Below are 13,002 nucleotides of genomic sequence, written 5' to 3' on the forward strand. Positions count from 1 at the left end.
CCTTGAGGGTTCAGCGAACCGGGTGCCCCGCCCCCCGCAGCGTCTCCTTGACCTCGCCGATCCGCAGATCGCCGAAATGGAACACCGAGGCCGCCAGGACGGCGTCCGCGCCCGCGCCGACGGCCGGGGGGAAGTGGTCCAGTGTGCCCGCGCCGCCGGAGGCGATCAGCGGGACGGTGACGTGCTTGCGGACGGCCTCGATCATCTCGATGTCGTAGCCGTCCTTGGTGCCGTCCGCGTCCATCGAGTTGAGCAGGATCTCACCGGCGCCCAGTTCGGCGGCCCGGTGCGCCCACTCGACCGCGTCGATGCCGGTACCGCGACGGCCGCCGTGGGTGGTGACCTCGAAGGAGCCCGACTCGGTGCGCCGCGCGTCCACCGACAGCACCAGCACCTGCCGGCCGAACCGCTCGGCGATCTCCTTGATCAGCTCGGGACGCGCGATGGCCGCCGTGTTCACGCCCACCTTGTCCGCGCCCGCCCGCAGCAGCTTGTCCACGTCCTCGGCCGTGCGGACCCCGCCGCCGACCGTGAGCGGGATGAAGACCTGCTCGGCGGTGCGGCGCACCACGTCGTAGGTGGTCTCGCGGTTGCCCGAGGACGCGGTGATGTCCAGGAACGTCAGCTCGTCGGCGCCCTCGGCGTCGTACACCTTGGCCATCTCGACCGGGTCGCCCGCGTCGCGCAGGTTCTGGAAGTTGACGCCCTTGACGACCCGGCCGTTGTCCACGTCCAGGCAGGGGATCACTCGTACGGCGAGGGTCATGCGGGGGCTCCTCGGAACGCCTCCACCTCGACCTCGACGACCAGGCTGGGGTCCACGAAGCCGGAGACGATGATCAGGGATGCGGCGGGCCGGACGGCGTCGAACAGCTCCTTGTGAGCGCGTCCGACCTCCTCCACGTCCCGCGCGTGGGTGATGTACAGGCGCGTCCGCACCACGTCGTCCCGGCCGAGCCCCAGCTCCCCCAGCGCCGCGAACGCGACGTCGAAGGAGTTGACGGTCTGCTCGTACGGGTCGCCCGCGACGATCTCGCCGTCGACCACCGAGGTGCAGCCGGACACCAGCACCAGGCCGTTGGGAAGTTCCACCGCGCGGGAGTACCCGAAGGTCTCCTCCCAGGGCGCACCGGTCGTGACGCGTCGCAGATCGCTCACTGAGCCACCGCCTCCAAGGCCTCTTCCAGGGTGAACGCCTTCGCGTACAGCGCCTTCCCGACGATCGAGCCCTCGACACCGAGGGGCACGAGCTCGGCGATGGCCCGCAGGTCGTCCAGCGAGGACACCCCGCCGGAGGCCACCACCGGGCGGTCGGTCGCCGCGCAGACGTTCTTCAGCAGCTCCAGGTTGGGGCCCTGGAGGGTGCCGTCCTTGGCGATGTCGGTGACGACGTAGCGGGCGCAGCCCTCCTTGTCGAGCCGCTCCAGCGCCTCGTAGAGGTCGCCGCCCTCACTGGTCCAGCCCCGGCCCTTGAGCGTCGTGCCGCGCACGTCCAGGCCCACCGCGATCTTGTCGCCGTGCTCGGCGATGACCTTGGCGACCCACTCCGGGCTCTCCAGGGCGGCCGTACCGAGGTTCACGCGGGTGCAGCCGGTGGCGAGCGCGGCGGCCAGGGAGGCGTCGTCGCGGATGCCGCCGGACAGCTCCACCTTGATGTCCATCGCCTCGGTGACCTGGCGGACCAGCTCGCGGTTGTCGCCGGTGCCGAAGGCCGCGTCCAGGTCGACCAGGTGCAGCCACTCGGCGCCCGACCGCTGCCAGGACAGCGCGGCCTCCAGCGGGGAGCCGTACGAGGTCTCCGTGCCGGACTCGCCGTGCACGAGGCGGACCGCCTGGCCGTCGCGGACGTCCACGGCGGGAAGGAGTTCGAGCTTCGAGGGCATCAGAGGGTTCCGATCCAGTTGTTCAGCAGCTGCGCACCGGCGTCGCCGGACTTCTCGGGGTGGAACTGCGTGGCCCACAGGGCGCCGTTCTCCACGGCGGCCACGAAGGGCTTGCCGTGCGTCGACCAGGTGACCTTCGGCGCGGTCATCGCCTTGTTGTGGGTCTCCAGCGACCAGTCGTGGACGGCGTAGGAGTGCACGAAGTAGAAGCGGGCGTCCGCGTCCAGGCCGGCGAACAGCTGGGAGTCGGCCGGCGCGTCGACGGTGTTCCAGCCCATGTGGGGCACCACGTCGGCCTGGAGCGGCTCGACCGAGCCGGGCCACTCGTCGAGGCCCTCGGACTCCACGCCGTGCTCGATGCCGCGGGCGAAGAGGATCTGCATGCCGACGCAGATGCCCATGACCGGGCGGCCGCCGGACAGCCGGCGGTCGATGATCCAGTCGCCGCGCGCCTCGTGCAGGCCCTTCATGCAGGCGGCGAAGGCACCGACACCCGGCACGAGCAGACCGTCGGCGTTCATGGCCTTGTCGTAGTCGCGCGTTATCTCGACCTCGGCACCCGCGCGCGCGAGGGCGCGTTCGGCGGACCGCACGTTGCCGAAGCCGTAGTCGAAGACGACGACCTTCTTCGAAGGAGAAGCGCTCAACTCCACACCTCCAGCCTCATGACACCGGCGACCAGACACATCCCGGCGGCGATGGAGAGCAGCACGATCAGACTCTTGGGCATCTGCTGCTTGACGAAGGAGTAGATGCCGCCGGCCAGGAAGAGGCCGACGACGATCAGGAGGGTCGACAGGCCGTTCACAGCGCGCCCTTCGTGGAGGGGAGGATGCCGGCCGCGCGCGGGTCGCGCTCGGAGGCGTAGCGCAGGGCCCGCGCGAGCGCCTTGAACTGGCACTCCACGATGTGGTGGGCGTTGCGGCCGTACGGCACGTGCACGTGCAGCGCGATCTGGGCCTGGGCGACGAAGGACTCCAGGATGTGCCGGGTCATCGTGGTGTCGTACTCGCCGATCATCGGCGCCATGTTCTCGGGCTCGGTGTGCACGAGGTAGGGGCGGCCGGACAGGTCGACGGTGACCTGGGCGAGGGACTCGTCCAACGGGACCGTGCAGTTGCCGAAGCGGTAGATGCCCACCTTGTCGCCGAGCGCCTGCTTGAAGGCGGCGCCGAGGGCGAGGGCGGTGTCCTCGATGGTGTGGTGCGAGTCGATGTGCAGGTCGCCCTCGGTCTTCACGGTGAGGTCGAACAGACCGTGCCGGCCGAGCTGGTCGAGCATGTGGTCGTAGAAGCCGACTCCTGTCGACACCTCGACCTTTCCGCTGCCGTCGAGATCGATCTCGACGAGCACCGAGGTCTCCTTGGTGACCCGTTCCACGCGTCCTACGCGGCTCATGTGCTCTGCTCCTTCTTCAACTCACGGACCGCGTCGAGGAACGCGTCGTTCTCTTCGGGGGTTCCGGCGGACACCCGCAGCCACCCCGGAATGCCGTTGTCCCGGACCAGGACGCCCTGGTCGAGGATCTTCTCCCAGGCCACGTGGGAATCCTCGAACCGCCCGAACTGCACGAAGTTCGCGTCCGACTCCACGACCTCGAAGCCGATCGCGCGCAGCTCGCTCACCAGCCGGTCCCGCTCGGCCTTCAGCTGCTCGACGTACTTCAGCAGCGTGTCGGTGTGCTCCAGGGCGGCCAGCGCGGTGGCCTGGGTGACGGCCGACAGGTGGTAGGGCAGCCGTACGAGCTGCACGGCGTCCACGACCGCCGGGTGCGCGGCCAGATAGCCGAGGCGCAGCCCGGCCGCGCCGAACGCCTTCGACATCGTCCGGGAGATGACGAGCTGGGGGCGCCCCTCGATGAGCGGCAGCAGCGAGTCGCCGTGGCTGAACTCGATGTAGGCCTCGTCGACCACGACCATGGACGGCTTCGCCGCCTGCGCGGCCTCGTACAGCGCGAGGACCGTCTCGGGCGGGACGGCGTTGCCGGTCGGGTTGTTGGGGGTCGTGATGAACACGACGTCCGGCTTGTGCGCGGCGATCGCCCGCACGGCCGCCTCGACGTCGATCGTGAAGTCCTCGTTGCGAGGGCCCGAGATCCAGCCGGTGCCGGTGCCGCGCGAGATGAGCGCGTGCATCGAGTACGACGGCTCGAAGCCGATCGCCGTACGGCCGGGCCCGCCGAAGGTCTGGAGCAGCTGCTGGAGGACCTCGTTGGAGCCGTTGGCGGCCCAGACGTTGGCCAGGCCCACCGCGTGACCGGACGTGTCCGTCAGGTACTTGGCGAGCTGCGTACGCAGCTCCACGGCGTCCCGGTCGGGGTAGCGGTTGAGGTCGCGGGCGGCCTCGCGGACGCGCTCGGCGATGCGCTCGACCAGCGGCTCGGGCAGCGGGTAGGGGTTCTCGTTGGTGTTCAGCCGTACGGGGACGTCCAACTGGGGCGCGCCGTAGGGGGACTTGCCGCGCAGCTCGTCCCGTACGGGGAGATCGTCGATGCCGAAGTTCACTTGCTCGTCGGTACCTTCCAGTCGAACCGCGCCTTGATCGCCGCGCCGTGCGCGGGCAGGTCCTCCGCCTCCGCCAGCGTGACCACGTGATGCGCGACCTCGGCCAGCGCGTCCTTCGTGTAGTCGACGATGTGGATGCCGCGCAGGAAGGACTGGACGGACAGGCCGGAGGAGTGGCAGGCGCAACCGCCGGTCGGGAGCACGTGGTTGGACCCGGCCGCGTAGTCGCCGAGGGACACGGGCGCCCAGGGCCCGATGAAGATCGCACCGGCGTTGCGCACCCGGTCGGCGACCTGAGCGGCGTCGGCGGTCTGGATCTCCAGGTGCTCGGCGCCGTACGCGTTGACGACCCTGAGGCCCTCGTCGATGCCGTCGACCAGGACGATCGCGGACTGCCTGCCCCCCAGGGCGGGCACGATCCGGTCCTCGATGTGCCGGGTGGCCGCGACCTGCGGCTCCAGCTCCTTCTCGACCGCGTCCGCGAGTTCGACGGAGTCGGTGACCAGGACCGCGGCGGCCAGCGGGTCGTGCTCGGCCTGGCTGATCAGGTCCGACGCCACGTGCACCGGGTCGGCGGTGGAGTCCGCGAGGACCGCGATCTCGGTCGGGCCTGCCTCGGCGTCGATGCCGATCTTGCCGGTGAAGTAGCGCTTGGCGGCGGCGACCCAGATGTTGCCGGGCCCGGTGACCATGTCGGCGGGCGGGCAGGACTCGGTGCCGTACGCGAACATCGCGACGGCGGTGGCGCCACCGGCGGCGTACACCTCGTCGACGCCGAGCAGCGCGCAGGCCGCGAGGATCGTGGGGTGCGGGAGGCCGTCGAACTCGGCCTGCGCCGGGGAGGCGAGGGCGATGGACTCGACGCCGGCCTCCTGCGCGGGCACCACGTTCATGATCACGGAGGACGGGTAGACGGACCGCCCGCCGGGCGCGTACAGCCCGACCCGGTCGACCGGCACCCACTTCTCCGTCACGCTGCCGCCCGGCACGACCTGGGTCGTGTGCGTGCTGCGGCGCTGCTCGCGGTGGACGAGCCGGGCCCGGCGGATGGACTCCTCCAGGGCCGCGCGCACGGCGGGGTCGAGTTCCTCGAGCGCCTTGTCGAGCGCGGCGGCGGGCACCCGCACCCGGTCCAGCCGCACCCCGTCGAACTTCTCGGCGAAGTCGATCAGCGCCGCGTCGCCCCGATGATGCACGGCCTCGCAGATCGGACGCACCTTCTCCAGGGCGGCCGAGACGTCGAAGTCGGCTCGGGGCAGCAGGTCGCGCAGGGCGGGGCCCTCGGGGAGGGCGTCGCCGCGCAGATCGATTCGGGAGATCACGTTCCCAATTCTCTCAGACCCTCCTCAGCGGCCGTCCGCGCATTCCAATGGCTGATACGCAACCCGGAAGATCCCCTTCACGTCTAGTGTTCTGGGCGTCACTCAGCGGGCATGAACGGTTGTACGAATCCCACGAGCCGCAGGACACGAGCCGCAAGGAGCTGGAAGAACCGTGACCGAGGGGGCCGGCATCCGGGGCATCCGCGACGGAGACCTGCCGGACGATCTGACCGCCGCCGAGGCCGGCATGTGGCAGGCCTTCCGCAACGGCAGCGTGTACGACCTGAGCAGCGGCGACACCGTCGTCGACGACCCGCACGGCGGGCATCCCTGGGGGCCCGAGCGGACGGTACGCGCGCGGATCATCTGCTGGCTGCTCCTGGACGGGCCGCCCGCGCTCGCGGGCCGGGTGTCGTCCCTGAAGCTCACCGGCGTGCAGATCAGCGGCACCCTGGACCTCGCGGGCGGCACGATCGTGCCGTACCTGGAGATGAAGGGCTGCCGCTTCGAGCGGGAGATCCTGCTGCCGGAGGCCCGCTTCACCACCGCGCGGTTCGTGGACTGCTCGGTACCGCGCCTGGAGGCCGCCCGGGTGCACACCGAGGGCGATCTGCATCTGCCGCGCTGCCGCTTCCACAACGGCGTCCGGCTGACCGACGCGCACATCGGCACCGACCTGCTGATGAACCAGGCGATCGTGTACCGCGACCGCAGCGGCCGCTCGATCGCCGCGGACGGCATGACCGTCGGCCAGGACCTCCAGGCCGAGCTCCTGGAGTCGCACGGCGAGCTGAGCCTGCGCAGCGCCACGATCGGCGTCTCGCTGAGCCTGCGCGGCGCCCGGCTGAACAACCCGTACACCCGGCTCGCGCTGAACGCCCCGCAGCTGACCGTCGAGCGCACGCTCTACCTGACCCCGGCGGGCGTCGGCGCGTCCATGCTGAGCGGGGCGACGCCCGCGCGCGGGACGCGGATCCAGCGCTTCGAGTGCCAGGGCGGTGTCCGGCTGGACGACGGGCGGTTCGGGGACGCCGTCGACCTGGAGCGGGCCCGGTTCACCTTCACCGACGAGCAGGAGCTGTCGCTGCGCCGCATCCAGGCCCCGGAGCTGCGCTTCCTGGGCGAGAAGCCGCAGCGCGGCAAGGTGGTCCTGTCGGGCGCCCGGGTCGGCAACCTGGTGGACCGGGCGACCGCCTGGCCGGGGCCCGGCAACCTCCACATGGGGGGCTTCGTCTACGAGAACCTCGTCCCGCACGGCCCCTTCCCGCTGGCCGAGCGCCTGGAGTGGGTGGCGGCCGCGACCGCCGAGTACAACCCGGAGCCGTACGAGAGGCTCGCCGCCGTGCTGCGGGCCGGCGGCGAGGACGAGGACGCGCGCGAGGTGCTGCTCGCCAAGCAGCGCCGGCGCCGGGAGACCCTGCCGCCCGCGGCGAAGTTCTGGGGCTATGTGCAGGACTGGACGGTGGCCTACGGCTACCGGCCGGGCCGGGCCGCCGTGTGGATGGCGGTGCTGTGGGCGGCGAGCTCGGTGGCGTTCGCACACGCGAGCCATCCGCCGCTCAAGGGAGGCGATCATCCGGCGTGGAACCCCGCCCTGTTCGCCCTGGACCTGCTGCTTCCGGTGATCGACCTCGGACAGGTCGGGTTCTGGCAGCTGCGCGGCGGCTGGCAGTGGCTGGCGGCGGTGATGGTTCTCCTGGGCTGGATCCTGGCGACCACGGTGGCGGCGGGTGCGACCAGGCTTTTGCGGCGGAATTGAGGAGGTCCGTGGTGCGGAAGGTGAACAAAGGTCTCGTCTTTACCGCGCCTTGACCATCCGCCGTACAACTTTCTACGAGTTGCACGTGCGCACTGGCGGAACGCCGAGTCGCGGTCCTTCAATGGTCGACACCATGGCTCTGCTGCCCCCCTTCCGCGCGTCGCGGAGACCCCCGTACCTCACCGGCGGACTGCCCGCCGACGACGAGGTGCTGCTCGACGCGCCCGACGACCGGCTCGGTCCCGCGCTGGTCGCCGCCGGACAGGGCTCCCACGGGCGGGCGGCCGCGCTGCTCGCCGCGACCCGCGAGGACGCCGCCTGGGAGCTGCGCGACCGGTACGTCCGGCGGCTGGCCGCCTTCGCCCGCTCGCGCTCCGAGTGGTACGACACCTGGCGCGCCGAGGCCCCGCAGGACCCGGACCGGCTGCTGCTGGCCGCCCAGCTCGCGGTGGACCGCGCCTGGGACTCTCCGGCCCGCGCGGAGCTGTTGCGCGAGGTGAGCCCGCTGATCACGGCCGCCGCGCGCGCTGAGGACCGCGACCCGGTGCCGTGGCGCCTCGCGCTGGACCACGCGCGCGGCTCGCAGGCCGGGCACACCTACTTCGGCGAGCTGTGGGAGGCGGCCCTGCGGCGCGCCCCGCTCCACTACGGCTGCCATGTGGCCGCCCTGCGCTATCTGGCGACCTCCTGGCGGGGCTCGCACCGGGAGTGCTTCGACTTCGCCGAGCGGGCCGCGCAGGACGCCCCGTCCCGCTCGCTCATCCAGGCGCTGCCCGCGCGGGCCACGCTGGCCTGTCTGACCGACGACGGCGGCACGGCGGTCGCGCGCGAGCGGCTCGACGCGGCGGCCGACCGGGCGATCGAGCTGTCCGACACGTTCGCGGTGGCCGACCCGTGGCCTGCGGAGATCCGCAACAAGCTGGTGTTCGTCCTGGTGCGCCTCGGCCGCTGGACGGACGCCCTGGAGCAGCTGCGCATGGTGGGCCCCTACGCCACCTCGTTCCCGTGGAGCCGGGAGTCGGAGGATCCCCTCGGCCGCTTCCTCGAGGTCCGCGAGGAGGTCCGGCGGCATGCCTTGATCCATCCACGGAGTGAGCACGGGGGACGTGTCCGCTCCGGAGGCCATTAGGCTTTGGCGCCGTGACCACCGTGCGGCTCCCGCTCTTCCCCCTGAACTCAGTGCTGTTCCCGGGGCTCGTGCTTCCTCTCAACGTCTTCGAGGAGCGCTATCGCGCCATGATGCGCGACCTGCTGAAGACGCCCGAGGAGGAGCCGCGCCGGTTCGCCGTCGTGGCGATCCGCGACGGCCACGAGGTGGCGCCCAGCGCACCCGGCATGCCGGACCAGACGTCGGTGCCGGAGCGCGGCCCGGCGGCCGGCTTCGGCGACGACCCGCTCAAGGCGTTCCACTCCACCGGCTGTGTGGCGGACGCGGCGACGGTACGGGAGCGTCCCGACGGCACCTTCGAGGTCCTGGCGACGGGCACCACCCGCGTCCGGCTGGTGTCGGTCGACGCCTCGGGCCCGTATCTGACGGCCGAACTGGAGGAGCTGGAGGAGTCGGCGGGCGACGAGTCGGGGCCGCTGGCCGAAGGGGTCCTGCGGGCCTTCCGCCAGTACCAGAAGCGCCTGGCGGGCGCCCGGGAACGCTCCCTGTCGAGCGGCACGGACCTGCCGGACGAGCCCTCCGTGGTCTCCTACCTGGTGGCGGCGGCGATGATGCTGGACACCCCCACCAAGCAGCGCCTGCTCCAGGCCCCCGACACCGCCTCCCGCCTCCGCGACGAACTGAGACTGCTGCGCGCGGAGACGGCGATCATCCGTAACCTTCCGTCGTTGCCGGCGTCGGAACTGACGCGCGGCCCGACGAGTCTGAACTGAACCCGGGGAACCGTCAGATGCCGAAGAAGGCCAAGAAGCAACAGCAGTCCGGAGGCACCCCGGCGACGGTGGCCCTGACCGCCGCGGGCGTGCCCTTCACGGTCCACGCCTACGACCACGACTCCTCCCACCCGTCCTACGGCGAGGAGGCGGCCGAGGCGATGGGCGTCTCCCCGGACCGCGTCTTCAAGACCCTGGTCGCGGACGTGGACGGCACGCTCACGGTGGCGGTGGTCCCGGTGGCGGGCTCCCTGGACCTCAAGGCCCTGGCGACGGCGGTGTCCGGCAAGCGGGCCGCGATGGCCGACCCAACCCTCGCCGAACGCACCACGGGCTACGTCAGGGGCGGTATCTCCCCGCTGGGCCAGCGCAAGAGGCTCCCCACGGTCCTGGACGCCTCGGCCTCCGCCCACCCCACGATCTGCGTCTCGGCCGGCCGCAGGGGCCTGGAGGTCGAACTCTCCCCCACCGACCTCGCCCGCCTCACCGACGCGACCCTCGCCCCGGTCGCCCGCGCGTGACCCCTCGACGGAGTCCCCTTCCTCGGTTATGAGAAGGGGTATGTCGAAAAGGACCCGCAAGCGCAAGTGGCGCACGAAGAAGGGCCGCTCGAACCACGGCAGGCGCCCGGCCTAGCGCGGGGCCGGCCGGTGCGAGAGTGCGCGAGGACGAGTGCTCGACGATCGCCGGCGGCGCGTCGGCCGTACCGGCCCTCGCGGCGGTCGCGCCGGCGGTCCGCGTCCACCGGCCCGAGCACCGCCGCTCCCGCTTCGAGACCACCCGCGGCCTGCTCCAGAAACCTTCGACGACGCCCGGACACCGGACCTGGGCGATCCGCGCCAGAGGGAGCCACTGCCGGCGACCGCGATCGAGGGCGGCACCGTCAAGGACCGGGATTCCGTCGCGGGATTCCACCGGCTGCTGTCCGCGCTCCAGTCCCGTGGAGTCGTCGACCAGGTCTTCGCGCCGGGTTCCTGTCCGGGCCGTGGGGTGCGCCCGTGCGAATGCCATCAGTGACGGAGCCCGGCCCCCGCCGGGGACGGCCCCGGAGCGCTACTGCGCAGGCGGACCGAACCCGCCCTCGGCCACCGGCCGCCCGTACGCCGGCTCGGGATCGCGCGGCCCGAACAGTGCCGTGAGTCCCAGGTGCACCAGGAGCGCGGCCAGCGACCAGGCCAGCAGGGCCCCCTTGGCCCCCAGCTTCAGCGGCGCGGAGAACGTGACCCCCTTGCCCACGGACTTCGCGTGGGCCAGCACGTCGGACGTGGGCCCGAGCCACAGGCCCACCCGCCACGCGAGCAGGGACCCCAGGAGCCCGCCGAGGGCCAGTCCGACGACCAGCGGCACCCCGCCGCGCCGCCGCCAGAGGAACACGGCCAGCGCGCTCACCGATCCGAACGCGAGCGCCAGCAGCGTGAACGTTCCGTCCACCCCGACCGCCTGCTCGCCCTCCGTGTCCTTGAGATAGACGACCCAGCCGCCCTGCTCGTCGACATCCCCGACGAGCGGCACATGCGGCGCCAGCCACCACCACAGCACCCCGAGCAGCACCCCGACGACCGCCACGCCGACCGTGATCACCGCGGCCTCCAGCAGCTCGGTCCGCATCCCGGGCCCGCCGTGCCCGTACCCGACGTCGGAGGGAGTCGCGTACCCGGCATCAGGAGCCTGCCACGCATCGTGCGAGGAGGGTTCGTGCGGCGGCGGAGGGGGAGTCAACGGTGCGGTCACCCTGACATCGTGCCAGGCCCGCCTGTGCGGCGCGTCACCGGACGGCCGCCCGGCGATAGGCCCAGGTGGCGACGGCCAGCGAGACCACGCCCACGCACCCGCACACGGCGAGGTCCCCGAGCACGAACGCCCAGTCGGGATGCGGCCCGAAGGTCCGTGCGAAGGCCTCGACGCCGTAGGTCGAGGGCAGCAGGTCCCGGGCGAAGCGCACCACCTCGGGCATCCGGTCGGCGGGCAGCACCCCGAGCAGCAGCGCGGCGGACATGCCGAGCTGTCCCAGCAGCGTGGCCAGTTCCGGCCGGGGCGCCAGCAGCCCGAGCGCGGCGCCGAGCCCCGCGAGGGCCGCACCGGCCAGCGGGATCACCGCCACCAGCACCCACAGGTGCGCCAGCGGCAGCCCGAACAGCACACACCCGAAGACGGCGGTCACCACGGTCCCGGGCACGGTGAAGGAGGCGTACGCGCCCGCGGCACCCAGTACCACCGCGGCCGGCGGCACCGGCAGCGTGGCGTAGTGGTCGAGCCCGCCGCTCGCCCGCAGCTGCCCGAAGTACTGCGCGAGCAGGTTGAGCGCGACGAAGGCGACCACGAGCACCGAGGCGCCCGCGACCACGGACCGCGCCTCGCCGGCGTCGTCCACGACCCCCCGCATCAGGATCATGATCCCGATGGACTGGAAGGTCGCCACGAACAGCAGCGGGATGCGCGCGACCCGAGCGCGGGACAGCTGCGCCCGGTACACGGCCACCAGCGACGGCCACAGCCGCGCGCGGGGCCCCAGCTCGGCCGCCGCGTCCCGGTCCGTCTCCTCGACGGCCAGGGCGCCGCCCGACAGAACCCCGGCGGGTACGACACTCACGTGGCTCTGCTCCTCTTCGCTCCGGCACTCGCCCTGTGACGTACGGATACGGCGGTCCGCGGACTCATCGTGCTCAAGCCTTCACCAGCCCCTGCTGCGCGGCCCCGCCCAGCGCGAGGTACACGTCCTCCAGGCTGGGCGTGGCGAGCGTGAAGTCGTCCAGCGCGGCGAACGCGGCCCCGCCGGTGACGGTGGCGACGACCGCGCGGGCCTCCTCGGGGGCGAGCCGCAGGGTCCAGCGGCGTCCGGCGGCCACGGCCCGGTCCTGGAGGGCGGCGACCTCGGGGACGTGCAGCGGGGCGGCCTCGCGCCACACCAGGTCCACGCGGACCTCCCCGGCGACCTGTTCCTTGAGGCCGGACGGCGTGTCGCAGGCGATGACCCGCCCCTGGTCGAGGACGGCGACCCGGTCCAACACGGTCTCCGCCTCGATGACGTTGTGGGTGACGAGCAGGACGGTCGTGCCGTGTTCGGCCCGCCGCCGGTCCACGGCGGACCACACCGCGCGCCGCGCCACGGGGTCCATCGCGGTGGTCGGCTCGTCGAGCACGAGCAGCGGCCGCTCCCCCACGAGCGCCGCGGCGAAGCACGCGAGCCGCCGCTGCCCGCCGGACAGCTTCTTGATCGGCCGCCCGGCGATGGGCGTGAGCCCCAGTTCGTCGAGTACGGCGTCCCGCTCGGCCCGCGCCTGCCGGGCCTCCAGGCCGCGCAGCCGGCCGGTGGTCTCGGCGGCGAGGGAGACGGTCAGTTCGTCGAGGGCGCTGGACTCCTGGCCGAGGTAGGCGAGGATCCGCGAGGCCCGGTCCGGGTGGCGCACGATGTCGTGGCCGAGGATCTCGACGCTGCCGCTGTCGGGGCGCATCAGCCCGGTGAGCTGACGTACGAGAGTGGTCTTGCCTGCGCCGTTCGGTCCGAGCAGCCCGAAGATCTCACCCCGCCGGATGTCGAGGCGCACGTCGTCGGTGGCCCGCACCTCGGGCGTGCCCGGGGCCCCGCGCCGGCCGCGGACCGCCGGATAGGTCTTGGTCAGCCCGCGCACCGCGCACACGACATCACCACGGTG

Annotated in this window: 15 protein-coding genes; 4 read left to right on the forward strand and 11 right to left on the reverse strand. The window is 72.4% G+C overall.

The window, feature by feature from the left end:
* Positions 1-10: 10 nt before the first annotated feature.
* From hisF to hisD, 8 genes are read right to left on the reverse strand one after another with little or no spacing between them, the layout of a single operon-like run.
* A complete protein-coding gene (gene hisF / locus AC2XR2_RS11155) occupies positions 11-766 on the reverse strand; it encodes an imidazole glycerol phosphate synthase subunit HisF (protein ID WP_381302866.1) in 756 nt (251 codons plus the stop codon).
* Positions 763-1,158, reverse strand: coding sequence for a RidA family protein (locus AC2XR2_RS11160; RefSeq protein ID WP_381302867.1), 396 nt, complete (start codon positions 1,156-1,158; stop codon positions 763-765). Before AC2XR2_RS11160 ends, hisF begins: the two co-directional genes overlap by 4 nt.
* Positions 1,155-1,883 (reverse strand): bifunctional 1-(5-phosphoribosyl)-5-((5-phosphoribosylamino)methylideneamino)imidazole-4-carboxamide isomerase/phosphoribosylanthranilate isomerase PriA, encoded by a 729-nt coding sequence (gene priA, locus AC2XR2_RS11165; protein ID WP_381302868.1) that lies wholly within the window; start codon positions 1,881-1,883, stop codon positions 1,155-1,157. Before priA ends, AC2XR2_RS11160 begins: the two co-directional genes overlap by 4 nt.
* Complete coding sequence (hisH, locus tag AC2XR2_RS11170; RefSeq protein WP_436801407.1) at positions 1,883-2,530, reverse strand: imidazole glycerol phosphate synthase subunit HisH; 648 nt, start codon at positions 2,528-2,530, stop codon at positions 1,883-1,885. Before hisH ends, priA begins: the two co-directional genes overlap by 1 nt.
* Complete coding sequence (locus AC2XR2_RS11175) at positions 2,527-2,691, reverse strand: hypothetical protein (RefSeq protein WP_185092791.1); 165 nt, start codon at positions 2,689-2,691, stop codon at positions 2,527-2,529. Before AC2XR2_RS11175 ends, hisH begins: the two co-directional genes overlap by 4 nt.
* Positions 2,688-3,281: an imidazoleglycerol-phosphate dehydratase HisB gene (gene hisB, locus AC2XR2_RS11180; protein ID WP_007381383.1), complete on the reverse strand. Its 594-nt coding sequence runs from the start codon at positions 3,279-3,281 to the stop codon at positions 2,688-2,690. The genes AC2XR2_RS11175 and hisB overlap by 4 nt, the downstream gene beginning before the upstream one ends.
* A complete protein-coding gene (locus AC2XR2_RS11185; protein ID WP_491514940.1) occupies positions 3,278-4,387 on the reverse strand; it encodes a histidinol-phosphate transaminase in 1,110 nt (369 codons plus the stop codon). The genes hisB and AC2XR2_RS11185 overlap by 4 nt, the downstream gene beginning before the upstream one ends.
* Entirely contained in the window at positions 4,384-5,709 is a 1,326-nt protein-coding gene (hisD, locus tag AC2XR2_RS11190) for a histidinol dehydrogenase (RefSeq protein WP_491514941.1), read from the reverse strand. The genes AC2XR2_RS11185 and hisD overlap by 4 nt, the downstream gene beginning before the upstream one ends.
* 172 nt (positions 5,710-5,881) lie before the next feature.
* Here hisD and AC2XR2_RS11195 point away from each other — a divergent pair, with 172 nt between their 5' ends.
* The 4 genes from AC2XR2_RS11195 to ybaK all read left to right on the forward strand — a co-directional run bounded on the left by AC2XR2_RS11195 (position 5,882) and on the right by ybaK (position 9,870).
* Positions 5,882-7,468 carry an oxidoreductase gene (locus AC2XR2_RS11195; RefSeq protein ID WP_330267567.1) on the forward strand — a complete coding sequence of 529 codons (1,587 nt, stop codon included), beginning with the start codon at positions 5,882-5,884 and terminating at the stop codon, positions 7,466-7,468.
* A gap of 121 nt (positions 7,469-7,589) precedes the next feature.
* Positions 7,590-8,597, forward strand: coding sequence for a hypothetical protein (locus AC2XR2_RS11200; RefSeq protein WP_491514942.1), 1,008 nt, complete (start codon positions 7,590-7,592; stop codon positions 8,595-8,597).
* 11 nt (positions 8,598-8,608) lie between these two features.
* Positions 8,609-9,349, forward strand: a complete 741-nt coding sequence (locus AC2XR2_RS11205; protein WP_330267565.1) for an LON peptidase substrate-binding domain-containing protein — start codon at positions 8,609-8,611, stop codon at positions 9,347-9,349.
* Between the two features lie 17 nt (positions 9,350-9,366).
* Positions 9,367-9,870 (forward strand): Cys-tRNA(Pro) deacylase, encoded by a 504-nt coding sequence (ybaK, locus tag AC2XR2_RS11210; RefSeq protein WP_491514943.1) that lies wholly within the window; start codon positions 9,367-9,369, stop codon positions 9,868-9,870.
* 532 nt (positions 9,871-10,402) lie between these two features.
* On the opposite strand, the gene AC2XR2_RS11215 is transcribed toward ybaK, so the two are convergent.
* The 3 genes from AC2XR2_RS11215 to AC2XR2_RS11225 form a co-directional block, all read right to left on the reverse strand.
* The gene (locus AC2XR2_RS11215; protein WP_491514944.1) at positions 10,403-11,080 is read right to left on the reverse strand and encodes an AAA family ATPase; all 678 of its coding nucleotides are present in this window, start codon (positions 11,078-11,080) and stop codon (positions 10,403-10,405) included.
* A gap of 34 nt (positions 11,081-11,114) precedes the next feature.
* Positions 11,115-11,939: an ABC transporter permease gene (locus tag AC2XR2_RS11220; RefSeq protein ID WP_356465946.1), complete on the reverse strand. Its 825-nt coding sequence runs from the start codon at positions 11,937-11,939 to the stop codon at positions 11,115-11,117.
* A gap of 73 nt (positions 11,940-12,012) precedes the next feature.
* Positions 12,013-12,987: an ABC transporter ATP-binding protein gene (locus tag AC2XR2_RS11225; RefSeq protein WP_123760132.1), complete on the reverse strand. Its 975-nt coding sequence runs from the start codon at positions 12,985-12,987 to the stop codon at positions 12,013-12,015.
* Positions 12,988-13,002 lie beyond the last annotated feature (15 nt).

It is taken from the genome of Streptomyces sp. LS-MS-L19 (genome assembly GCF_058382285.1).